18 protein-coding genes are annotated in these 22,620 nt (G+C 71.0%); 7 read left to right on the top strand and 11 right to left on the bottom strand.

Going from position 1 to position 22,620, the window contains the following annotated elements; translation table 11 throughout:
• Nucleotides 1-159: 159 nt before the first annotated feature.
• The 10 genes from SANBI_RS09245 to pdhA all read right to left on the bottom strand — a co-directional run bounded on the left by SANBI_RS09245 (nucleotide 160) and on the right by pdhA (nucleotide 12,011).
• The gene (locus SANBI_RS09245) at nucleotides 160-1,383 is read right to left on the bottom strand and encodes an FAD-dependent oxidoreductase (RefSeq protein ID WP_319161065.1); all 1,224 of its coding nucleotides are present in this window, start codon (nucleotides 1,381-1,383) and stop codon (nucleotides 160-162) included.
• Nucleotides 1,376-2,179 (bottom strand): class I SAM-dependent methyltransferase, encoded by an 804-nt coding sequence (locus SANBI_RS09240; protein ID WP_319161063.1) that lies wholly within the window; start codon nucleotides 2,177-2,179, stop codon nucleotides 1,376-1,378. Before SANBI_RS09240 ends, SANBI_RS09245 begins: the two co-directional genes overlap by 8 nt.
• Before the next feature lie 82 nt (nucleotides 2,180-2,261).
• Nucleotides 2,262-3,464 carry a type III polyketide synthase gene (locus SANBI_RS09235; protein WP_319161060.1) on the bottom strand — a complete coding sequence of 401 codons (1,203 nt, stop codon included), beginning with the start codon at nucleotides 3,462-3,464 and terminating at the stop codon, nucleotides 2,262-2,264.
• A 132-nt stretch (nucleotides 3,465-3,596) separates the two neighbouring features.
• On the bottom strand, nucleotides 3,597-4,394 hold the full coding sequence (locus SANBI_RS09230) for a glycerophosphodiester phosphodiesterase (RefSeq protein WP_319161057.1): 798 nt from the start codon (nucleotides 4,392-4,394) through the stop codon (nucleotides 3,597-3,599).
• Entirely contained in the window at nucleotides 4,391-5,773 is a 1,383-nt protein-coding gene (locus SANBI_RS09225; RefSeq protein ID WP_319161055.1) for an ABC transporter substrate-binding protein, read from the bottom strand. Before SANBI_RS09225 ends, SANBI_RS09230 begins: the two co-directional genes overlap by 4 nt.
• 143 nt (nucleotides 5,774-5,916) lie before the next feature.
• Nucleotides 5,917-6,852, bottom strand: a complete 936-nt coding sequence (locus tag SANBI_RS09220; RefSeq protein ID WP_056132901.1) for a carbohydrate ABC transporter permease — start codon at nucleotides 6,850-6,852, stop codon at nucleotides 5,917-5,919.
• Nucleotides 6,852-7,817, bottom strand: coding sequence for a carbohydrate ABC transporter permease (locus SANBI_RS09215; RefSeq protein WP_082543988.1), 966 nt, complete (start codon nucleotides 7,815-7,817; stop codon nucleotides 6,852-6,854). The genes SANBI_RS09220 and SANBI_RS09215 overlap by 1 nt, the downstream gene beginning before the upstream one ends.
• A gap of 323 nt (nucleotides 7,818-8,140) precedes the next feature.
• Nucleotides 8,141-9,577 carry a dihydrolipoamide acetyltransferase family protein gene (locus tag SANBI_RS09210; protein WP_319161052.1) on the bottom strand — a complete coding sequence of 479 codons (1,437 nt, stop codon included), beginning with the start codon at nucleotides 9,575-9,577 and terminating at the stop codon, nucleotides 8,141-8,143.
• The gene (locus tag SANBI_RS09205; protein ID WP_319161050.1) at nucleotides 9,574-10,605 is read right to left on the bottom strand and encodes an alpha-ketoacid dehydrogenase subunit beta; all 1,032 of its coding nucleotides are present in this window, start codon (nucleotides 10,603-10,605) and stop codon (nucleotides 9,574-9,576) included. The genes SANBI_RS09210 and SANBI_RS09205 overlap by 4 nt, the downstream gene beginning before the upstream one ends.
• Nucleotides 10,602-12,011, bottom strand: a complete 1,410-nt coding sequence (gene pdhA, locus SANBI_RS09200; protein ID WP_319161048.1) for a pyruvate dehydrogenase (acetyl-transferring) E1 component subunit alpha — start codon at nucleotides 12,009-12,011, stop codon at nucleotides 10,602-10,604. Before pdhA ends, SANBI_RS09205 begins: the two co-directional genes overlap by 4 nt.
• A 380-nt stretch (nucleotides 12,012-12,391) precedes the next feature.
• Here pdhA and SANBI_RS09195 point away from each other — a divergent pair, with 380 nt between their 5' ends.
• The 3 genes from SANBI_RS09195 to SANBI_RS09185 all read left to right on the top strand — a co-directional run bounded on the left by SANBI_RS09195 (nucleotide 12,392) and on the right by SANBI_RS09185 (nucleotide 15,185).
• Entirely contained in the window at nucleotides 12,392-13,054 is a 663-nt protein-coding gene (locus SANBI_RS09195; protein WP_319161045.1) for a TetR/AcrR family transcriptional regulator, read from the top strand.
• A 478-nt stretch (nucleotides 13,055-13,532) separates the two neighbouring features.
• Nucleotides 13,533-14,630, top strand: coding sequence for a DUF222 domain-containing protein (locus tag SANBI_RS09190; protein ID WP_319161042.1), 1,098 nt, complete (start codon nucleotides 13,533-13,535; stop codon nucleotides 14,628-14,630).
• The gene (locus SANBI_RS09185; protein ID WP_319161234.1) at nucleotides 14,631-15,185 is read left to right on the top strand and encodes an HNH endonuclease signature motif containing protein; all 555 of its coding nucleotides are present in this window, start codon (nucleotides 14,631-14,633) and stop codon (nucleotides 15,183-15,185) included. It begins immediately after the preceding gene.
• A 245-nt stretch (nucleotides 15,186-15,430) separates the two neighbouring features.
• Here SANBI_RS09185 and SANBI_RS09180 read toward each other — a convergent pair whose 3' ends face one another.
• Nucleotides 15,431-17,146 carry a cation:proton antiporter gene (locus tag SANBI_RS09180; RefSeq protein WP_179914290.1) on the bottom strand — a complete coding sequence of 572 codons (1,716 nt, stop codon included), beginning with the start codon at nucleotides 17,144-17,146 and terminating at the stop codon, nucleotides 15,431-15,433.
• A 103-nt stretch (nucleotides 17,147-17,249) separates the two neighbouring features.
• On the opposite strand from SANBI_RS09180, the gene SANBI_RS09175 reads away from it, so the two are divergent.
• The 4 genes from SANBI_RS09175 to SANBI_RS09160 all read left to right on the top strand — a co-directional run bounded on the left by SANBI_RS09175 (nucleotide 17,250) and on the right by SANBI_RS09160 (nucleotide 22,618).
• A complete protein-coding gene (locus tag SANBI_RS09175) occupies nucleotides 17,250-18,677 on the top strand; it encodes an amidohydrolase family protein (RefSeq protein WP_319161038.1) in 1,428 nt (475 codons plus the stop codon).
• Between the two features lie 411 nt (nucleotides 18,678-19,088).
• Nucleotides 19,089-20,720: an ABC transporter substrate-binding protein gene (locus tag SANBI_RS09170; protein ID WP_319161034.1), complete on the top strand. Its 1,632-nt coding sequence runs from the start codon at nucleotides 19,089-19,091 to the stop codon at nucleotides 20,718-20,720.
• On the top strand, nucleotides 20,721-21,659 hold the full coding sequence (locus tag SANBI_RS09165; RefSeq protein ID WP_319161031.1) for an ABC transporter permease: 939 nt from the start codon (nucleotides 20,721-20,723) through the stop codon (nucleotides 21,657-21,659).
• Nucleotides 21,656-22,618 (top strand): ABC transporter permease, encoded by a 963-nt coding sequence (locus SANBI_RS09160; protein WP_319161028.1) that lies wholly within the window; start codon nucleotides 21,656-21,658, stop codon nucleotides 22,616-22,618. The genes SANBI_RS09165 and SANBI_RS09160 overlap by 4 nt, the downstream gene beginning before the upstream one ends.
• Nucleotides 22,619-22,620 lie beyond the last annotated feature (2 nt).

Raw genomic sequence — 22,620 nt, 5'->3', positions numbered from 1 at the left:
CGAGTAGCGGTGGCACCGGACCGCGAGGAGCCGCAAGGCCGCACAGGGTGTCGCGACGGCAGCGAGGGCCACGGCACCGCGCTGTCTCGGCACCGCGCTGCCACGGCCCCGCTCTGTCACGGCCCCGCTCTGTCACGACTTCTCGCTGCCGCGGTTCTGTCAGCGCAGCAGACGCATGGCGTACACCGACGCGAGCATCCCCCGCGCCGGGCTGCGCAGGGCTCCGGTGAGGAGCACGTCCCGACCCGACGCCGCAGTCCCTGACGTCGGGCGTCCGAGCGCCATGTTGGCCTCCGCCTGCCGGGCGGCCCAGCGTGCACGCCTACGTCGCGCCGCGTCGAAGCGTGCGAGCGCCTCGGTCGGGACTGTGCCGGTCCGGGCGGCTGGGATCAGGACCTGGGCGAGCCGACCGGCGTCGAGCCAGCCGAGGTTCATGCCCTGCCCGCCGATGGGGCTGATCTCGTGGGCGGCGTCGCCGAGCAGGATCGTGCGGCCCTGCACCGTGCGGTCGGCGAGCCTGCGCCTGACCGTGAAGGAGCTGATCATGCTGCACGTGCTCGGGTCGACGGGGACACCTGTCCGGTGCTCGACGACTGCGGCGAGCTGCTCAGGTGTCGGGTCGACGACCCTCGCGTCGGTGCGCACGACCCAGCGGCGCAGATCGCCGGGCAGCGGGAAGGACTCGACGACCCCGTCGCGCTCGAGGTGGATGACGGCGTCGGACCCCGCACCTGTCGTGTCGAGCAGGTCTGCCATGACGTAGGTGTCCGGGTAGCTGCGCACGGGGGCGGTGATGCCGAGCAGGTCCCGGACCGTGCTGCGGGACCCGTCTGCCGCGACGACGAAGCGTGCGGTCTCCTCGACGGCGCTGGGGGGTGTGCCGGTGCTGGTGCTGGGGGCACCCCCAGCACCCGCAGCACCCCCAGCACCCCCAGCACCCCCAGCACCAGGCTCGTCGAAGATGCCGGTCACCCGCACGCCGTCACGCTCCTCGACGAGCGAGAGCAGCGTGGTCCCGCGTCGTACGCTCCCCGGGCTCAGCGCCTCGACGCGGGCGTGCAGGATCTCCTCGGTCCGGGCCTGGGGCAGGGTCGCGACGAAGGGGAACCGCGGTGAGACCCCGTCGAAGGGCACAACACCGAGGACCCTGTCCCGGGTGCGGGCGATGCCCTGGCGCACGAGCACGGCCTCGTCGACGACCTGCTGCGCGACGCCGGCCTCGGCGAGCACGTCGAGCGCGGGGGCGTGGATCCCGATGGCCCTGGACAGCCCGGTCGGTGCGGGGCGTCGCTCCCAGACGACCACGTCGAGCCCGGCGTCGAGCAGCCGAGCGGCCAGCGCGAGCCCGACGGCCCCGGCCCCGACGATCAGCACGTCACGCACGGTCGGCCCCGTCCTGCGCCGCCGCGGCCCTCCGGCTCGGCCCGGCACCCCCGCCGACGTCCAGCACAGCGAGCACCCGGAACGGTGCCCGTCCCACGGTCCACCCCGCCGGCAGCACGGCTGTGAGCTCGTCCGGGGTGTAGCTGCGGCGGATCGAGAGCAGACCGTCGTCGCGCACGAAGGACGCGTGCGGGCGACCTCGCCTGTGCAGCGGCAGGGTCCCGACCCAGTATCCGAGCGCGGCGAGGGGGCTGCGGGCGATGTCGTCGTGGACCACGAGGCGGCGCGCGAGGGCTGTGCTGTCGGCGAGCAGGCCGTCGAGCTGCTGCGGTGCGAGGTGGTGGAGCACGTGGTTGGAGGTGACGATGTCGAACTGTGCTCCCTCGCGGACGAGGTCGGAGCTGAAGCACTGCCGGAACGTCACGTGCGGCACCGGCGGCAGGCTGGTGGCGTAGGCGGTCGCCCTGTCGTCGGGGTCGATCGCGGTGATCTCGAGCCGCAGGCCGTCGCGCGCTGCCCAGCCGGCGAGCGCCCGGGGGACGTCGCCGCCGCCCGACCCGATGTCGAGGAGCGTGGTCGTCCGCTCAGCCGACAGCAGCGGACGCAGCCTGTGCACGTAGACCCCGCGCCATCCAGACACGAGGCGGTTGACGACGACGAACTGCTGGTAGGTGCGCCGCAGCCCCTCGAGGTCGCAGTCGGGGTCGTCCATGATCTCTTCGGCGTCGAGCTCACGGTCGGCGAGGCTGTGGCCGACGACCGCCTGGGCGAGGCGGTCGAGAGAGCGGTTCAGCACGACGCCCCGCTCGCTCGCCCGGCGCCGTCCGCTCGCCTGGCGCCGTCCATTCGCTGGTCCCCGCCCGCGTGCTGCTCCCCGCTCACTGCTCGTCCCCGCTCACGCAGTCGCCGCCGTCCGAGCGTCGCAGCGTGAGCAGCGCCGACTCGACGGTGAGCCCTGGCCCGAAGGCCATCGCGCACACCTGCTCCGGCTCTCCAGGGGCTGGGCTGTCCGCGGCGTCCTGGAGCATCCGGGCGAGGATGAACAAGATCGTCGCGCTCGACATGTTGCCGTGCTCGCGGAGCACGTCGCGCGAGGGTGCCATCTGGGCGTCGTCGAGGGCGAGGGCGTCCTGGACCTTGTCGAGCACAGACCGTCCGCCGGGGTGCACGGCCCAGCGGGGGACCTCGGCGTGAGCGGTCTCGGTGCCGGTCCCGATCTCGGCCAGGACGGGGTCGAGGGCACCGCGGATGTGCGCGGAGATGATCGAGGGCACGTACCTGGACAACACCATCTCGAAGCCGTGGTCGCCGATCGTCCAGGCCATGTCCTGCTCGCCGACGGGCGTGAGCGTGGTGCGCAGCGTGTCGAGGTCGAGCACGAGGTGCCCTTCCGGCGCGGGACGCCCGGTGACGACCGCAGCGGCGGCACCGTCGGCGAAGACCGACGACGCGACGATCACGTCGGGGTCGTCGGAGGCCTCCAGGTGCAGGGAGCACAGCTCGACGCAGACCACGAGCACGACGGCGTCGGGGTCTTCGACGCAGATGGACCTGGCGGCCGAGAGCGCTGGGAAGGCGGCGTAGCAGCCCATGAACCCCACGTGCAGGCGCCGGGTGGTCGCGGGGAGACCGAGGTCGCGGACGAGGACGTAGTCCGGTCCCGGGGCGAAGAACCCCGTGCACGAGGCCGTGACGACGTGCGTGACGTCAGCCGTCCCGAGCCCGCCTGAGGCGGCGAGCGCGCCGCGGGCGGCGTCGAGGATCAGCCCGGGCACCTCGGCGACGTACCTGTCGTTGCGAGGACGCGTGGTCGGGGAGAGCACGTGACCGTCGGCGGGGTCCACGAAGAACGGGGCTGCGACACCGTCGGCTCCCGGGTCGAGCCGTTCGGGGCTGTCGGGGGCGAGGTCGGAGACCACGGTGTGCCGGGTGTCGATGGCCGAGGCGTCGAAGGCCGCGGAGATCAGCCGTCGGGCGAGGCGGCTGCGCTCGGGCTGGGCGAGGAGCAGGTCACGCATGTCGGCCTGCTGGATGACTGTGGGAGGGACTGCCGTCGAGATGGACCGCACGCTGATGGTCATAGGCGACTGTAACTCTCGTCCCAGGTCAGCGCAGGGGGACGGGGCATGGACGGCCTGCACGACCGGCGCCGGCAGACGCACGAGGCCCCGCACCCTCGGTGAGGGTGCGGGGCCTCGTGCGAGCCAGCAGGCTCAGCCCCGGGGCGCCGGCGCTGCCCCGGTCGCCGAGAGCCACCCGACGAGCGCGTCCGGACGGTCGGTGATGATCCCGTCGACCCGGGCCTCGACGAGCGCCGCCCACTGCTCGGGCTCGTTCGCGGTCCACACCATGACCGCGATGCCGGCGGCCTGCAGGCGTTCGAGCAGCGTCGGGTCGTCGAGCAGCAGACCACCGTGGGGGTTGCACGCCATGACGCCGAGCTCGGCGCACACGTCGAGCAGCGTGTGGTCGACCCCGAAGACGAGCAGACCACGGCGTAGCTCGGGGGCGACGTCGCGCAGCGCGGCGACGGTCTCCCGGGAGAAGCTCTGCGCCACGACGCGGTCCACCAGACCCGCGGCGCGGATCGCGTCGACGGCCACCTGCACGCCTGCGGCGTCCCAGTCGCCCTTGAGCTCGAGCAGCAGCTCGATGCCCGGACGGGCGACGAGGAGACGGAGCACCTCGTCGAAGGTCGGGATCTTCTGACCCGCGTAGGCGGGGGAGAACCACGACCCGGCGTCGAGACGGCGCAGCTCGTCGGAGTGCATCTGCCCGACAGCACCCGACCCGTCGGTCGTCGCGTCGACGGTGTCGTCGTGGATCACCACGGGCACGTTGTCGGCGTCGAGCTGGATGTCGATCTCGATGCTGTCCGCGCCGCTGCGCCACGCGGACTCGAAGGCCGCGAGGGTGTTCTGCGGGGCCAGGGACGAGCTCCCGCGGTGCGCGATCACCAGAGGGCGGGTGCTGCGCTGCGCGGGATAGGGCTCGGGAAGGGTGCTGGTCACAGGTAGGGCTCCACGTTCTCGGAGAACGCCTTCTCCAGTCGGGGCGTGATCGCAGCCCACGCCTCGGCGGCCGGGGTGTTCTTGAGCACCATCTGCTCGATGCCGTCGGTGATGATCTGGTCACCGCCGGGCACGAACACCCGGACCCAGTCCTGGGTCCGCGTCTTCGTCTCGAGCTGGTCGATCGCCGTGCGGAACTGCGGGGTGGTCTCGTAGATCGCAGCCATCGTCTCACCCTCCTGCGCGGAGGTACGAACCGGCATGTACCCGGTGTTCGCCGAGAAGTACGCGGTGTTCTCCGCGTCGGTGATGAAGGCGAGGAACATCGCCGCGGCGAGCTGCTGCTCGGGGCTGCGCGAGGACGGGATCGCCAGACCTGTACCACCGGTCGGCACGCCCGAGCCCGAGGGGCCGTCGGGCAGGAAGGCCGTGCCGATCTCGAAGTCGGCCGCGTCGAGCAGACCCTTGAGCGACCCGGTCGACCCGACGAAGGAGCCGAAGATCCCGGCGGCGAAGTTCGCCTGCGTGTCGGTGCCGACACCGGCGACCTTCGAGTCGTTGAACAGCCCGCGCACGAACTCGCCCGCAGCCTCGGCTTCGGGGGTGTCCAGGGTGACGGTCCACTCGTCGGAGTACGCGGCGCCCTGGCCCCAGAGGATGTTCTCCATCCACCAGCCGGCCCACGACGTCCCCGTGCCCAGGCCCAGCGGTGCACCGTCGGCGGGCACCTGCTCGCGGATCGCCGGAGCCCACTCCTCGAGCTCTGCCCACGTCTTCGGTCCGCGGTCGGGCAGGCCAGCAGCCGCCCACACCGTCTTGTTGTAGTAGAACAGCGGCGTCGAGCGCGCGTACGGCGCAGCCCAGTGCTTGGAGTCGAACTCGTAGTCCGAGTACAGCGTCGTGTTGAAGTCCTTCGTGTCGACCTCGAGGTGGCTGAACACCTCGTCGAGGGCCATGATCTGGCCGTTGAGGAAGTACCGGAACCACCACACGTCCGAGGAGATGACCAGGTCGGGCAGGTTCGACGTCGAGGACGCCGCCTGGAACCGCTGGGCGACCTCGTCGTAGTTGGCGCCCGCCGTCACGAGCTTCACGGCGATGTCGGGGTGGACCTCGTTGAAGCGCTTGATGAGCTCTTCTTCGATCTCCTTGGAGGCACCCGGGTGGTTGCTCCACCAGGTGATCTCCTTGGCGGGGGTGACGGTGGACCAGTCGGTCGCCGGCTGACCGTCGGCGCGGGCGCTGCCCTCGCTCACGGACGGGCCGCTGCACGCGGCCAGGACGAGCCCGAGGGCTCCGAGACCGCCGAGCTGCAGGACGTTGCGTCGGCTGGGGATCCAGCCAGAGTCCGCAGAGAAGACGTTGGTCGAGTTCGACACGAGAGGTGCTCCTTGAGTGTGGTGCTACGAGGACGTGAAGAAGGACAAGAAGAGAGATGCAGGGGAGACGAGAGGGGCCGGCAGGTCAGGCAGGAGCCGACGGGCGCAGGCCCGGGTACAGAGGTCGAGCCGAGGACCAGGCCTCAGCCCGTCACGGCGCCGGCCGTCAGGCCAGCCACCAGACGACGCTGCAGGACGAGGAACACCGCGAGGATCGGCGCGGTCACCAGCACCGTGGCGGCCATCAGGACACCCCAGTTGTTGAGACCGTCGACGTTCTGCAGCAGCGTCAGACCGACCGGGAGCGTCATGAGCTCCGCGTTGTCGACCACGAGGAACGGCCACAGGTACTCGTTCCACTCCGCGACCATCGAGACCAGCCCGACAGCGGCGATGGTCGGCAGCGACATGGGGAGCACGAAGCCCCACAGACGGCGCCAGTGCCCGGCGCCGTCGAGCGCCGCAGCCTCGAGGATCGACACCGGCAGCGTGAGGAAGTGCTGACGGAACAAGAAGGTCCCGAAGGCGCTCGCCAGACCAGGCACCAAGATCCCCTGGTACGTGTTGAGCCACCCGAGCGAGGCCACGAGCGTGTAGTTCGGGATGATCGTGATCTGCTGCGGGATGAGCAGCGCGAAGATCACCACACCGAAGACGATCTTCTTGCCCGGGAACTCCAGGAACACCAGCGCGTATGCGCAGCACAGGCCCAGCAGCATCTTCAGGCCCGACCCGACGATCGTCAGACCGAGGCTGTTGAGGAACAGCCGCCCGATCGGCAGCGTGTCCGCCACCTGGGCGTAGTTGTCGGGCGCAAAGCTCCCCGGCAACCACTGCAAGGGGATGGAGTAGATCTCGTCGGGCTGCTTGAAGCTCGCGAAGAGCATCCACACCAGCGGCACAGACATCACCGCGACAGCCACGACCATCGTCACGTACGAGGCCACGGTGCCCGGCAGGGCCCCGCTGCGACGCTCAGGGCGCTCGCGGCCCTCGCCGCGACCACGGGGCGTGCGGGGTGGGGTGGCGGCGCTCGCGGTCTTCTGGTGGTCGGCGCGGGTAGGCAGGTCGAGGCTCATCAGTAGTGCACCTTCCGCTCGACGAACTTCAGCTGGACGAGTGTGATGACCAGCAAGATGCCGAAGAGGATCGTGGCGACCGCGGAGGCGTACCCGGCGCGGCCGGACACGAAGCTCTCCTGGTAGATCTGGTACATGAGGGTGGTGGTGCTGCCGAGCGGGCCGCCCTTGGTCATCGCGTGGATGATGTCGAAGGACTGGAGCGAGCTGAGCAGCGTGGTGACCGAGAGGAAGAAAGTCGTCGGTCCCAGGAGCGGCAGCACGATCGAGACGAGCGTGCGGCGTGAGGATGCTCCGTCGAGGGCCGCGGCGTCGCGAAGGTCCTGCGGCACAGCCTGGAGGCCGGCCAGGTAGATGAGGGCGACGTAGCCGATGTTCTTCCACAGGTAGACGATGATGACCATCGCGAGGGCCCAGGGGCCGTCATTGTACCAGTCGGGGGAGTTCAGGCCGATCCACGCGAGGACCGTGGACATGAGCCCGTAGCGCGGGTCGAAGATGAACAGCCACAGCATGCCGACGGCGATGCCCGAGAGCACGTAGGGCGCGAAGGCCACGGTGCGGGCGATGCCGCGACCGGCGAGCCGCTGGTTGAGCAGCAGCGCCAGGAGCAGACCGAGGACGAGCGAGCCGCCGACTGTCGTGACGGTGAAGATGGCCGTCGTGGTGAGGATCTCCGGCGTGCGGGGGTCCTGGAACCAGTCGACGTAGTTGCCCAGGCCCACAGAGCGGGCTGTCGGCGACCCGATGTTCCACTGCAGCGTCGAGTACTGGAAGCTCTGCACGAGAGGCTTGTAGACGAACACGACGAGCAGGGCGACGTTCGGGCCCGCGAGGGCGATGAAGGTGAGGTACGACATCCACCGGCGGGCGCGTGGGCGCCGCCGAGCAGGTGGTGGTCCGGAGGGTGCGGGGCTGCCTGGGGCAGTCAGATCAGGGGGTGCGTCCAAGGCCGCGGAGGTCATCGCGTGACTCCAGTCAGGATCGGGGGAACGCGCCAAGACTATGGAGCGATCTGGTGCCTGATCTGCGATAACGCTCGAGTTCGGGGACTGTTCCCCGACAGTTCACCGGCCGGGTGGGCTGTGCTCACCTGCGGCCGTCGGACGACACCTGGTGGTCGTCCGACGGCCACCGTGGGGCTGCCTGCTCGTCGCCGTGGGGACATGCGGGGTGCCCGAGGTCGACCGGGCCGGCTCCCCGCGGGCCGGGTGCCTGGGACGGCGGCACCAGCTGGTGCTGCGCTCGTCGCCGCCGTCCGCGATGATGCCCTGCTGGGGTTCTCGCCTCAGCCCACGATCGCCCACGGGCGCTCGAGCAGCCCGACGAGGGTCTGCAGGAAGGCCGCCGCGCCGGCGCCGTCGACCGCACGGTGGTCGACCGACACCGTCAGCGTCATCCGGTCCCGGACGACCACGGCGCCGTCGACGACCGCAGGTTCCTGGCGCACGGCTCCGACGGCGAGGATGGCGGCCTCGGGCGGGTTGACGATCGCACGGAAGTGCTCGACGCCGAGCATGCCGAGGTTGGAGACCGTGAAGGTGCCGCCCTGCATCTGCGCGACCGTGAGGCGGCGGGCGTGCGCGGCTGCCGCGAGACCGGCGACCGCGTCGTGCACCCCGGACACCGGCAGCGTGTCGGCGTCGCGGACCACGGGGACGACGAGCCCGTGGTCGGTCGCGACGGCGACCCCGATGTTGACCCGCTCGTGACGCAGCAGCACGGGTCCCTCGGGTCCAGCCTCGTACGAGGCGTTGACGTCGGGGTGCGCCCGCAGCGCCAGGGCGCAGGCTCGGACGACCAGGTCGTTCATGCTCACCTTCGCGCGGCCTGCGGCGACCAGCTCGGCCCCCAGCGTGGACCGCAGCGCGACGAGGTCGGTGACGTCGGCGGTCGCCGTGACCGAGAACTGGGGGACGGTCGAGGTGCTCTGCGTCAGGCGCTCGGCCGAGATCCGCTGGGCTGCGGTCGTCGGGTGCTCGACTGAGCCGCGGGCGAGGTCCGCAGCGCCTGCGGACCTGGAGGTCGGGTCTGCGGGTGCTGTCGTCTGCGCGGAGGAGCCACCGGCCGTGCGACGCTGGTCCACGTCGGCGAGCGGGTGTGGTGACGTGTCGTCCGAGAGCTGGCGTGCTGTCCCGTCGTCGAGCGCGGCCTCCAGGTCTCGCCGCACGATCCGCCCGCCCGGCCCCGTGCCGCGCACGCTCGACAGGTCGACGCCGTGCTCCCGTGCGAGGCGCCGCACGAGCGGCGACGAGGTGAGCCTGGGCCCGTCGCCGGGTGCGCGGCCGGCCGGCCCGTCGACGTCGTCAGGAACGGCGTCGTCTCCAGGCTGAGCGGCCGAGGTGTCGGCTCGTGTCGCGTCGGAGCCAGCGGCAGCAGGCGCCGCCGGGGTGTCGTCAAGGCGGCTGTCAGGGGCGTCGTCTCCCGGGGCGTCGCCACGGAGCCCCTCTGCGGCGGATGATCCCTTCGGTGCCGGGGTCTCCAGGTCGTCGGGACCGTCGAGAACCGCGATGACCTCGCCGATCCGGGCGGTCTCACCGGCGGGCACGACGATGTGGGTGAGCGTGCCCGACTCGAAGGCCTCCTGCTCCATGACGGCCTTGTCGGTCTCGATCTCCACCAGCACGTCGCCTGCGGTGACGGTGCTCCCGACCGTGGCGGTCCAGGAGGTGATGGTGCCCTCTTCCATGGTGTCGGAGAGGCGGGGCATGCGGATCTCGATCATGAGCGGGTCTCCGTGGTGGGCTGGGTGAGCGCGCCGGCAGACCAGCCGACGGCGTCGAGGGTCTCGCGCACGGCACGGGCGACGTCGTGCGTGGACGGCAGGGCGGCTGTCTCGAGAGGTTTGGCGTAGGGCAGCGGCACCTCGGCCATGGCGACCCGGCGGACGGGGGCGTCGAGGTGGTCGAAGGCCCCGTCGGAGATGGTCGCGGCGATCTCGGCGCCGATCCCGTAGGTGAGCCAGTCGTCTTCGACGACCACCGCGCAGCCGGTCTTGCGGACCGAGGCGACGATGGTCTCGCGGTCGAGGGGGCGCAGGCTGCGCAGGTCGACGACCTCGACGTCGATGCCGTCGGTGCGGGCGAGGTCTTCGGCGACGGCGAGGGCGACCGTCGCCATCCTCGAGTAGCCGATGAGCGTGATGTCGGTGCCCGCCCGGGTGACGGCGGCGCGTCCGATCTCGGCGGGTGTGTCGTCGTCGGGGACCTCGCCCCGGGTGTTGTAGAGGGCGAGGTTCTCGAGGAACAGCACGGGGTCGTCGTCGCGGATGGCGGCGAGCAGCAGCGCCTTGGCGTCGGCCGGGGTGCTGGGGGCGACGACCTTCATGCCCGGGACGAAGGCGTAGAACAGCTCGATGTTCTGCGAGTGCGTGGCGCCGAGCTGCTGCCCGCCGCCCCCGGGCGTCCGGATGACGAGGGGGACCGAGGTCTGCCCGCCGAACATGCCGTAGATCTTCGCGGCGTGGTTGATGATCTGGTCGAGGGCCAGCAGCGAGAAGTTGATCGTCATGATCTCTACGACAGGTCGCAGACCGAGCATCGCGGCGCCGACAGCGGCCCCCGTGAAGCCTTCTTCGGCGATCGGGGTGTCGCGCACGCGCTTCTCCCCGAACTCGGCGAGCAGCCCTGCGGTGATCTTGTAGGAGCCCTCGAAGACGCCGATCTCCTCGCCGATGAGCAGGACGTCGGGGTCGCGGCGCATCTCCGCCTGGAGGGTGTCGTGCACGGCCTGGCGGTAGGTCATCATGCTCATGCGTGGGCTCCTGTGTGCTGGGTGACGGTCGAGGCGCCGAGCCCCGTGGGTGGTGCTGGTCTTGCGAGCTGTCCTGAGGATGTGGTGCCCGGGGCTCGGCCTGCGGGTCTCGGCGCGGCCGGGTAGAGCGCGTCTCCGGGCAGGCGCCTGGAGTCGTTCGGGACCGGGGTGGCGTAGGTGTGGTCGAAGAGCGTCGACGGGTCGGGGTGCTCGCTCGCCTCGGCGAAGGCCACGGCCTCCGCGACGTCTGCCAGGACCTGGGTGTCGATCGCGGCGAGGGTCTTCTCGTCGACGCCGTCGGCGAGCAGCGCTGCGGCGAGCAGCGCGACAGGGTCGGCGGCCCGGACGGCGGCGACGGTCTCGGGGGAGCGGTAGGCCGCGGGGTCGACCACGGAGTGCCCGCGCAGGCGCTCGCTCGTCGCCTCCAGCAGGTACGGCCGCCCGGAGCGCGCGACGGCGACAGCCTCGGCGGCAGCGCGCTCGACCGCGACAGGGTCGGTCCCGTCGACGCGGGCCGAGGCCATCCTGTACGAGGCGGCCCGCCGGAAGATCTCGGGCTCGGCCGACGACTGCTCGACAGTCGTGCCCATGCCTGTGCCGTTGTTGATGACGACGTAGACGACCGGAAGACCCCACAGCGCCGCGATGTTGAGGGACTCGTGGAAGGCGCCGATGTTGGTGGTGCCCTCGCCCATGAGGCACATGACGACCTCGGAGCCGGACCTGTAGTCGACGGCCAGGGCTGCGCCGGTCGCGAGGGGCAGCTGTCCGCCGACGATGCCGTAACCGCCGAGCAGGCGCGACTGCGCGTCGAAGAGGTGCATGGACCCGCCCCATCCGCCCGACACACCGTCACGACGGCCGTAGAGCTCGGCCATGATGCGCCCCGGGCTGATGCCGCGGCAGAGGGCGTAGCCGTGCTCGCGGTAGTTGGTGAACAGGTAGTCGGTCGGCTCGAGGGCGGCCATGAGGCCGACGACCGTCGCCTCCTCACCGAGGTTGAGGTGGCAGTAGCCGCCCACCTCGGCCTCGGTGTAGGCGCGCGCGGCGCGCTCTTCGAAGCGACGGATGAGCAGCATCTGCTGGTATCGGGCGAGCTGGTCTTCGCGGGAGGGCGGAGTGGTGTCGGTCGTGTCCTTGCGGGGCGGCTGCGCGGTGGTTGCCTGGTCCTCGCGGGAGGGCTGCGTGGTGGCTGCCTGGTGCTTGCTGGAGGGCTGCGCGGTGGTCGCCTGGTCCTCGCGGGAGGGCTGCGTGGTGGCTGCCTGGTCCTTGCGGGAGGGCTGCTTGGTGGCGACCTGGTCGTCGCGGGACGGCTGCCCGGCGCCTACCGGGTCCTCGCGGGAGGGCGGGGTCGTAGAGGTGGTCGTGGTCGTGTCGTGTGAGGGGAGAGGTGCGGCCCGGCTCATGGGGCTCCTTCGCTCGGCGGGGACCGGCCGTGGCCGGTGCATGGCTAGCCGCTGACGAGGGAGGAGAGAGCACCCTCTTAATGAAACGGCGACGTTTCATTATGTGACGGCACGGAGAGTGGATCCAAATGAAACGCTCTGGTTTCATAGTGATGGTCGCCACGCCAGCTGGTGCCGAGGAGTCATGTGCAGGCAGCGCACGAGCCCGCTCGTTGGATGTGCCGCACATCTGCACCGTGGCGCGATCGACCCACCGCACCACGCACCGACCCACCGCTCCACGCACCGACCCACCGCTCCGCCGATCCACCGCACCGCCGATCCACCGCACCGCCGATCCACCGCACCGCCGGAAGCTCGCCCCGACATCGAGGAGCCCCATGACTGACGCCCCACCGGCTGGAGCGAGCACCCCCGCCCCCGCCGCTCGCAAGCGCGGACGCCCAGCCGCCCACGAGCGCGAGACCCGTCGCAGCGACATCCTCCGCGCAGCGACGGCGACCTTCCTCGCCCACGGGTACTCGGCGACCACGCTCGACCAGATCGCCGCAGCCGGACAGGTGACCAAGCGCACCGTCTACACCTACGTCGGAGACAAGGCAGCGGTCTTCACGGCTGTCGTCGACCAGCTCCACCACGACGTCGTCGCCCAGGCCGGGGCGGCCGACGGGTCAGACCTGCTCGGACTCAGCACCCGCATCGTCCGCACCCTGCTCTCCGACGAGGGCGTCGGTCTCCACAGGCTCGTCATCGCCGAGGCCCCGAGCTTCCCGGACCTCGCTGCGACCTTCTACGCCACGGGACCGCGTCAGTACGTGGTCGCGCTCGCAGACGCGATCTCGTCGCAGGGTGCTCATGATGGAGGCGGCTCGGGAGAGGCCGCTGCCAGGCTGGACGAGGCGGAGCAGCTCTTCGGGCTGCTGCTCGGGGAGGCGCACCGCCGCCGTCTCCTCGGCCTCGAGCCGGCCCCCGACCTGGAGCGGGCGCAGGCGCATGCCCGTGCGGCCCTGGCGGCGCTGGGGCTGCTGCGGGAGACCGCCTGATCCGGATATACCGAGTCCGAGTCCGGGTGCGGTCCGCGGGATCGGGAGGTGCCGAATCCAGGTGTCAGCCGCGCGATTGCGAGGTGCTCGTCCCGATGTCAGAGGCGAACAGTAGATTTGCCGCATGTCGACCGAAACCTCCACGAGCAGCGATCTGGTGCTGCCGCGCGCCGGAGCTCTGGCTGAGGAGTCTCGTCAGGCTCGTGACGCTGCGGGCCTGCCCAGCGTCGTCGGTCACCTGTCCAGGCCCGCAGGCCCTGGGCGCTTCTCCGGTCGCGAAGCACGCCGATCGGGCAGTGCTGGGCACGCGGTGCTCTCACCTCCGCTCCCACCTCCTTTCTCACCGCGTCACCCAACGGACCGTTCACCAGGTTCGAACCGGTCTGACTCGGCCCCCGCGCTGACTGCTCCGGCCGCGCCGGCGACTGCTCTGTCCGCACCGACGACTGCTGCATCTCCGGTCTCTGCCGCTGCTCCCGTGAACCCCTCGACCGAAGGGTCCCGCCCGCTGCCGACGACCTACGCCGAGGCCGACGAGTTCCTGGGCGTGCTGCTCGACGCGGTGGTCGCTGCCGACCGCGAGCTCGCCGTGGCGGCGGCGCGTCGTGCGGAGCTGGTCGACCGGGTGCGGCAGTGGTCGAGGGACTCGGTCGACGCTCTGGCGCAGGCTCGGGGGAAGACCCGAGGGTCGAGGGACGACCACATGATCGCGGCGCGCTCGACGACCGCCGAGCTGGCGTGCGCGCTCCGCCTGCCCGAGGGAACCGTGACGGCACTCCTGGTCGAGTCCGAGGCCTTGGTGCACGAGCTCCCCGCCACGATGACGGCCTTACGCGACGGGGCTTTGTCCTACAGGCACGCTCAGGTCGTCATGTCGGCGACGGCCGCACTGGACGAGGCGCCGAGGCTGACCCTCGACACGTTGCTCGCCGAGCGGGCGACGACCACCACGGTGGCGAACCTGGGCCGGGTCGCCCGACGTGCTCGTGAACGTCACGATCCACGGCCCCTGGTGGACCGTCACACAGCGGCCCTCGTCGAGCGTCACGTCGAGCTGGAGATCGCCCGTGACGGCATGGCGTGGCTGCACCAGCTGTTGCCCGCTGTGCAGGCCTCGGCGATCTTCCACAGGCTCTCGGACCTCGCAGCAGCGTGCCAGGGACCTGACGAGCCGCGAACTCTGGCACAGCTGCGCGCGGACGCCTGCGTCGAGCTGCTCCTGGACGACGACGCCCGCAACGCCGCGACCGCCGGCTCGGTCTGGAGCACCCGGACCGAGGTCGACACGACTCGTCCTGCCCGCTCAGAGCCCGGTGCCAGTCACCCTGGCCCTCACTCGGTGTCGATGCGCGGCATCCGACCCGTCGTCGCGGTCACCGTGCCCGTCATGACGCTCCTCGGGCGCTCCGACGAGCCCGGCGACCTCGCCGGGTACGGCCCCATCGACGCAGTGACGGCACGCCGCCTGGCGGCTCATGCCCCGTCGTTCCTCAGGCTGCTCACCCACCCCGAGACCGGCGCCGTCCTCTCGGTCGGACGAGACAGGTACACGGTCCCTGCGGACCTCAGGTCGTAGCTGAAGATCCGTGACGAGACGTGCCGCTTCCCAGGGTGCTCGCGTCGTGCCGACCGGTGCGACGTCGACCATGTGGAGGACTGGGCGCACGGAGGAACCACCTCGCACGACAACCTGATCCACCTGTGCAGGAAGCACCACCGGCTCAAGCACACCTCTCGGTGGAGACCACGGTCAGGAGGTGCTGCAGCAGGACGCGGTAGTTCCGGAGACGTGCACGTTGACGGCTCGGCAGCCAGGGGCACGGGAGGAGCGGAGGGCACGAGAGGTGCGGAGGGCACGGACAGCTCGTCGCGCCCGGACGCCGCACATGTCACGGACGACTCGCCGTGCTGCGGCAGCTCTGGGTGCCCGGACGGGTCAACCGTCTCCTGGGACGCACCTTCGGGCCGCTCGTACGTCGACCACGCGGCAGTCTCCCTGCAGGCTCCACGGAGGGATACCGGCGAGACGACCTCTCGAGTTGCAGGACTGGGCAGGCAAGGACGAGCCGCCATGCCTGCTCACGTGTCGATCACCGAGGGGTCGACGTTCGACGGACCACCACCGTTCTGAGGGGGGCGGTATGTCCCGCCCCGATCAGGAGCGGTAGGGCCCGGCCACGTCCAGCCCGGCCAGGCTCGCCCGGCCCAGCTTCCCCCCAGCGCGAACCGGCCCGGCCAGCCCAATCTCGACCCAGCCCAGCCCAAACCGCTCTGCCCAGCCCAGCTTCGCACCAGCCCGAACCGGCCCGGCCGGCCCAATCTCGGCCCAGCCCAGCCCAGCCCAAACCGCTCAGCCCAACCCGGCCCGGCGCAGCCTCAGGCCTTCCGGCTCATCCTGTCGAGCCTGTACTCCTCCACGTCGAAGACGCTCTGCGCCTTCTGGATCGCCTTCGAGCTGTGCGCTCCGATCGCACGCGCGTCCAGCAGCTCGTTCCTCGCGGCCTCGAGCATGCGCCGCTCGAGGACGATCTGCTGCGTCCGCGCGTTGGCCCGCCGCGGGTCGCGCGTCTTCGTGGCGACCTCGCCGACCCTCGTGTGGTTCTTCCGGACGTGCTCGATCACCTCCGGCGCGACCTCGACCCCGTCGATGCGGATCCCCTCAGGGTCGTCGAGCACCGACAGCGCGGCGTCGTTGGCCTGCTGCAGGAGCGACCGGACCTCGGTGCGGTGCACGTCGCGGTCGTCACCCTGGATCTTGCTGAGCCGGATGATCAGTGGCAGCGACCCGCCGAGCCCCAGGAGCGTCACGACGGCGACCGTGAACGCGACCAGTATCAGCAGCGCGCGGTTGGGGATGTCCGACGGCAGCGACTGCGCAGCAGCCAGCGTGACCACGCCGCGCATCCCGGCCCACCCGATGATGACGCTGCCCTTGAGCGACAGTCCTTGCTTCTCGACGAAGGCGAGGTCGGCCGACCTCTGCGCGATGCCACGCTGGGCCCGAGACTTGCGGCGCGCCATCCGGGCGTCCGACGGCGCATACGCGTCGATCTTGGCGCGTGCCTCGTCGAGGACCTCCTGCCGGCCGAGCTGTCGGCGCTCGTCCCGCCGGATCAGGGCCATCTGCGGGATCACGAAGGCGAAGCGCAGCACGACGACCAGCACCGTCAGCAGGAGCCCGATGAGGACGGCCTGGTCGAGCCCGCCCCCTTCGTTCGACGCCTCCTGGACGAGCCCACGGATCTCGAGCCCCATGAGCAGGAACACCCCGTGCTCGAGCACGAACTGCACGGTCATCCAGTTCGTGTGCTCGCTGATCCTCTCGGTCGCGGCCAGCTGCCGCGCGCCGCGGTGACCTGTGACGAGCCCCGCCACGACCACGGCCAGCACCCCCGAGGCCCCGATCTCCTCGGCGGGGATGAACGCGATGAACGGCACGATGAACGAGACCGTCGTGGTGAGGACCGGATCGTTGAGCCGGGCGCGCACCGTCACCGAGACCCAGCCGATGACTAGGCCGACAAGGACGGCGGCGGCGACCGCGTAGAGGAAGTCACCAGCGACGGCCAGCAGGCTGACGGACCCCGCAGTGGCGGCGACGGCCGAGCGCAGCAGCACGAGAGCAGACGCGTCGTTGACGAGGCTCTCGCCCTCGAGGACCGTCACGAGCCGCGACGGCAGCCCGAGCCGCTTCCCGATCGAGGTCGCCGCGACGGCGTCCGTCGGGCTGATGACCGCACCCAGCGCGATCGACGCCGCGAGGTTGAGGTCGGGGATCAACCAGTAGATGACGTACCCGGTCGCGACAGACGTGAGGAGCACGAGCGTGACGGACAGCCCCGCGATCGGCTTGAGGTTGCGCCGCAGGTCCATGACCGGCACGTTGACGGCCGCCGAGTAGAGCAACGGTGGCAGCACCCCCGCGAGGATCCACTCGGGGTCCACCTCGAAGTCCGGGACGATCGGCGTGTAGCTGATCGCGATCCCGACGAGCAGCAAGATGAGAGGAGAGGCGATCCCGGTCCTCCGCGAGAACACCGCGCACGCGACGATGAGCGCCACCGCGCCCAGGACCAGCACCATCGGTTCCATCAGGTCGTTCCTCCGCGTCCCACATCCGTCGGGGCGTCGCGCCCCGGGGCAACCCTAGAACACTGCCTCTCGTGACACCCTGCGCTGGTACTGTCCTGGACCCATGAGCACCAGCCCGCACGGACCCCGCCCAGAGCACCACGACGAGGCGACGCTCGTCGTCACGGGCGCCCAGGTGATGGACCGTGACGGGACGTTCTCCCCGGCGACGGTGACAGTCGTCGGCGGGACGATCGTCGCGGTCGAGCGCGGCGGCACGGGAGTCATCGGCGGGCCGAGCGGGGGCGCGGGCCACGGTGACGAGCGAGTGCCCGGCACGTTTCGGCATGACGTGCACAGTGGTGGTGCGACCTTGGACGACGTGCAGAGCGACGGTGCGCGCCTCGGCATCGGTCGAGGTGCGAGTGACGGCGGTCCGTCGCAGGGTGCTGCGGACAGGCGAAGGTCCGGAACCGTCCGCCACCTCGACGCCTCCGGGCGTTGGCTCATGCCCGGCGTGGTCGACTGCCACACCCACCTCGGTTGGACCACGTTCCTCCCCGAAGACGAAGACGAAGACGACGACGACAGAGACGAAGGCGGAGCTGGGGCCACCGCCGCGGATCACCCCATGGCCTCCGACGCCGACCGCGCCGACGCCGCGCTCCTCTCACGTGCCGCCCCGGGTCTTGCGGCCACCCTGCGCGCGGGCGTGACCTCGGTCCGCGACGCGGGTGGTGCTGCGTCCGCGATCCGCGAAGCCCTCGTCGCCGGTCGTCTCGTGGGCCCGCAGATGCAGACGGCCGTCGCGACGATCACCGACGAGCTGGCCCGCGACCCCGCCGCGCTCCGAGCCCGGGTGCGCTCTCTCGTGGCCGAGGGTGCCGACTGGATCAAGGTGGTCGCGACCGGGGGAGTGATGGCGCCCGACGGCTCCGAGGACGAGTCGCCCTTCGACGAGCGCGACCTCCGGGCCGTGGTCGACGAGGCTGCCGGGCTCGGCGTGCGGGTGATGGTGCACGCGTGGGGCGGCGACGCCCTGACGCACTCGATCGCCGCCGGGGTGGCCTCCGTCGAGCACGGGATGTTCCTCACCGAGCGCCAGGCAGACGTCGGAGCGGCTCGCGGTGTCGTGCTCGTCCCGACGCTCGCGATCTACAGCGAGGTCGCCGAGATGGCCCGCAGAGGAGAGCTGCCCGAGCGGGTCCGCGCCCGAGCGTCCCGAGTCGTCGAGGCGCACCCGCGGGCGGTCCGTCGTGCGGTCGAGGCAGGCATGACCGTCGCGATGGGCAGCGACTTCGGGACGACAGACCAGCACGGCCGCAACCTCACGGAGATCGACCACCTGGCGGCTGCTGGTCTCGGAGCAGCCGGCGCGCTCGTGGCAGTCACGCAGGCAGGCGCACGGCTCCTCGGTCGGGGGTCCGGGGTGCTCGAGCCGGGCCAGGTCTTCGACGCTGTGCTGCTCACGAGCGACCCGACCGACACTGCGGTGCTCCGCGACCCACGAACCGTCGAGACGGTGTTTCTCGGAGGGGCTGCTGTCAGCTGACTGGGGTGCTGGCGGGCCATCAGGTGGCGAGGTTCGTTCCCCGCAGTCCGCGCCGTCCCCGCAGTCCGCGCCATCCCCGCAGTCCGCGCAGTCCCCGCCGGACCTGCCGGACCTGCCGGACCTGCCGCGTCCGCCGTGTGTGCGGTGCGTGCCCCGCTCGAAGTCTCCTCGTCGGCTGCTCTGCCTGCCGCGACGGCAACTCCCTCGGCGCTCGCCCCGGCCGACGCCTGCTGACCCCGTCGCCCTACCGCGCGCCCAACCTTCCCGTCATGTGGGACGATGCTGTCCACGCCGTCCGAAGCGTGAAATCGTCGGACGAGCACCCCGCGTACGCTGCCCCTTCCCGGGTGGCAGTCCTCCGCGCGCGGGCCCCGCCGAGAACCCTCGGCTGACACGACAGGAAGCACCGACGTGAACATCACGCGCCCCCGGACCATGACACGCACGACGACGACGCGGACCGCCTCCGCGGTCGCCCTGTCGGCAGCCCTGGCCGTCGCGCTCTGTTCGTGCTCCTCGGGCTCAGGGGACGCAGACTCGGGAGGCTCGGCGACGACCCCCTCGACGGGTGCCTCGACCGAGACCACCTCTGCCGAGCCCCAGCCCGGCGGCACCCTGACCTTCGCCCGCACGCAGTCACCGACGTCGCTCGACCTGCACCGCGAGATCACCGCGAACAACGCCTTCGCGATCGACAAGGTCTTCGAGCCCCTGCTCGCCTTCGACGCCGAGGGGCAGATCGAGCCGTGGCTCGCGAGCGAGTACTCCTCGAGCGACGACGGCCTCGTCTGGACCTTCACGCTGCGCGACGGCGTCACCTTCTCCGACGGCACGCCGCTCACCCCGGCCGACGTCGTCTTCTCCCTCCAGCGCCACCTCGACATCGGTGGGCCGCTCCCGCTCGGAGCCCCGATCACCTCGATCGAGGCCCAGGGAGAGAACACTGTCGTCATCACGCTCTCTGCCCCGTACACCCCCTTCGCGGCCGAGCTCGCCGGGTTCGCCAACGGCATCCTGCCGAAGGACCTCGGCGGCGTCGACGAGGCCACGTTCTTCAAGAACCCTGTCGGCACAGGCCCCTTCGTCGTCGACGAGTGGACCGAGGGCGGCGACATCTCCTTCACGGCCAACGAGAGCTACTGGCAGGACGGCAAGCCGTACCTCGACGAGGTCGTCTACAGGCTCGTCCAGGACGACAACCAGCTCGTCGCGCAGCTCCAGGCCGGTCAGGTCGACGTCATCGACTCCGTGTCGAGCGCCAACGTCGCCACGCTCCAGTCGAACACCTCCCTCGCCGTGAGCATCACGCCCGGGTGGCAGGTCGAAGAGCTGTTCTTCAACACCCTCGACGAGCACTTCAAGGACCGCGACGTGCGTCGCGCGGTCTCCTACGCCCTCGACCGCGAGGGCATCGTCCAGGCGACCAGCTTCGGCACCGCCGAGGTCGCCGGCTCGGTCCTGCCGCCGTCGATCCCCGGCTACGACGACTCGATCACGACCCTCGACTACGACGTCGAGGCAGCCAAGGACGCGATCGCCGACTCTGCCTACCCCGACGGGTTCAGCACCTCGCTGCTCATCGCCTCGGGCAACGACCTGCGCGCGCAGGAGGCACAGATCATCCAGGCGCAGCTCGCCGAGATCGGCATCACGGTCCAGATCGAGTCGATCGACCTCGCGGCCTTCCGTGAGCGCTTCCGTGCCTTCGACTACTCCTTCATGCTCAACGGTGCGACGAGCGACGCCGCCGACCCGAACGGCATCGTCACCTTCCAGGCAGACCCCGAGGGCGGGACCAACGGCTACTGGACGCACTACTCCAACGACGAGGTCACCCAGCTCATCACCGAAGGTCGCACGCTGCCCGACGGGGACGAGCGCACGCAGGTCTACTCGCAGATCCAGCAGCTGATCGCCGACGACGCTCCCTTCATCCCGCTGTCCTACCCGTCGAACATCAAGGCCTCGTCGGCCAAGGTCCAGGGCCTCACGGTCCTGCCCAACGGCAGCGTCCGCCTCCAGGACACCTGGCTCGAGCAGTAGATGACCCGGGGTTCGCTCCGGTGGCTGCGGCGCACCGTCCTCACGGTGGTCCCCGTGGTCGTCGGGGTGGTCCTGGCCACCTTCTTCCTCCTGCGGCTCGTCCCGGGCGGTCCGGCCGCGGCGATCCTCGGCGACCAGGCGACCGACCAGGCCGTCGCCGACCTCGAGGCCGAGCTCGGCCTGGACCGTCCGGTGCTCGCCCAGCTGTGGAGCTTCGTCGTGAGCGTCGTGGTCCACGGAGACTCGGGGACCTCGCTGCTCTACGGGGTCCCCACCCGTGAGCTGATCCTGGACAGGGTCGGGGTGAGCCTGGAGATCGTGGCGCTCTCGGTCGTCTTCACGGTCGTCCTCGTCGTGCCGCTGGCGCTGCTCGCAGCCCTGCACAAAGACCGCGCGATCGACCATGTGATCCGCGTGGTCCCCGCGGTCGGGCTCGCGATGCCGACGTTCTGGGTCGGGCTCCTGCTGATCCTCGTCTTCGCCGTCAACCTCGGCTGGTTGCCCGCAGGTGGCGGTGACCAGGGGATCCGCAGCCTCGTGCTTCCAGCAGCAGCCGTCGCCGTGTCGCTCACCCCGGTCCTGGTCCGCACGCTGCGGGCCCAGCTGCTCGAGGTGCTCGACGCCGACTTCGTCGCCACGCTCACCGCCGCAGGTCTCCCACGGCGGAGAGTCCTGGTGCACGTGCTGCGCAACGCGGCCCTGCCGACGGTGACCCTGTTCGGCCTCAACATCGCCTACATGATCGGAGGGACCCTCGTGGTCGAGCGGGTCTTCGCGATCAACGGGCTCGGCGCCCTGATGTTCGACTCGATCGGCAGCCGGGACTTCCCGGTCGTGCAGGGTGTCGCCCTGTTCTGCGCTGTGCTCGTCGTCCTCGTGACGGTTCTGACCGACCTCGTCGTCAACCGTCTCGACCCACGCACCAGGATCGCGGCATGAGCGCTGACCTCGTCGCGGCCGCCGCCGAGCCGCCCGCAGACCGGCCGGGCCGACCAGAGCACCCCGGCGCCCTCGTCGACCCGGCAGGCACCGGCGAGACCGACCCGCGCGAGGGGTCCGAACGCATCGCCCGCCGCGCCGACCCGACGTGGCGCCGCGCGCTGCGCACCCCCGCCTTCGTCGCGGGCGTCGTCATCACGGCATCGATCGTCGTCGCTGCCGTCTTCGCCCCGCTGCTCGCGACCCACGACCCGGCCGCCCAAGACCTGCTCAACGGTCTCCAGCGGCCGTCGGCCGCGCACTGGCTCGGGACCGACCAGCTCGGCCGCGACCTCTACTCACGCCTGCTCTACGGGGCGCGGACCGATCTGCGGATCGCGGGGCTCGCCGTCGTCGTGCCCTTCGTGACGGGGGTCCTGCTCGGCACCGTCGCCGGCTACGTCGGCGGCCGGTTCGACTGGGTCGTCGCCCGGGTGGTCGACACCGTCGTGGCCTTCCCCTTCTACGTGATCGTCGTCGCGGTGGTCTTCGCTGTCGGCGCGGGGGAGAAGGGCATCTACGTGGCGCTCGCCCTCGTCGGGTGGGTCACCTACGCACGGGTGCTGCGCAACACGACCGCCGTCTACAGGGCGTCCCCCTGGGTGGTCGCAGCACGGGGCGGAGGCCTGTCCCACGGCAGGGTGGTCGTGCGGCACATCCTCCCGAACACCCTCACCCAGGCCGTCGTGCTGCTGATGAACGACGTCGTCTTCGTCATCGTCGCGGTCGTCACGCTCAGCTACCTCGGTCTCGGTGTCCAGCCGCCGACCCCCGACTGGGGGACCATGATCACCGACGGCAAGGCCTTCATCTCCACGCAGTGGTGGCTGTCGGTGGCCCCCGGGGCGCTCGTCGTCTACACGGGCATCGGGCTGTCCCTCCTCGGCGACGGCATCGCCGACGTCTGGAGAGCGGAATGATC

Source organism: Sanguibacter biliveldensis (assembly GCF_033798665.1).
GTDB lineage: Bacteria > Actinomycetota > Actinomycetes > Actinomycetales > Cellulomonadaceae > Sanguibacter > Sanguibacter inulinus.
The sequence above is the reverse complement of the archived record's forward strand: the minus strand, read 5'-3'. Positions and strand labels throughout refer to the sequence as shown.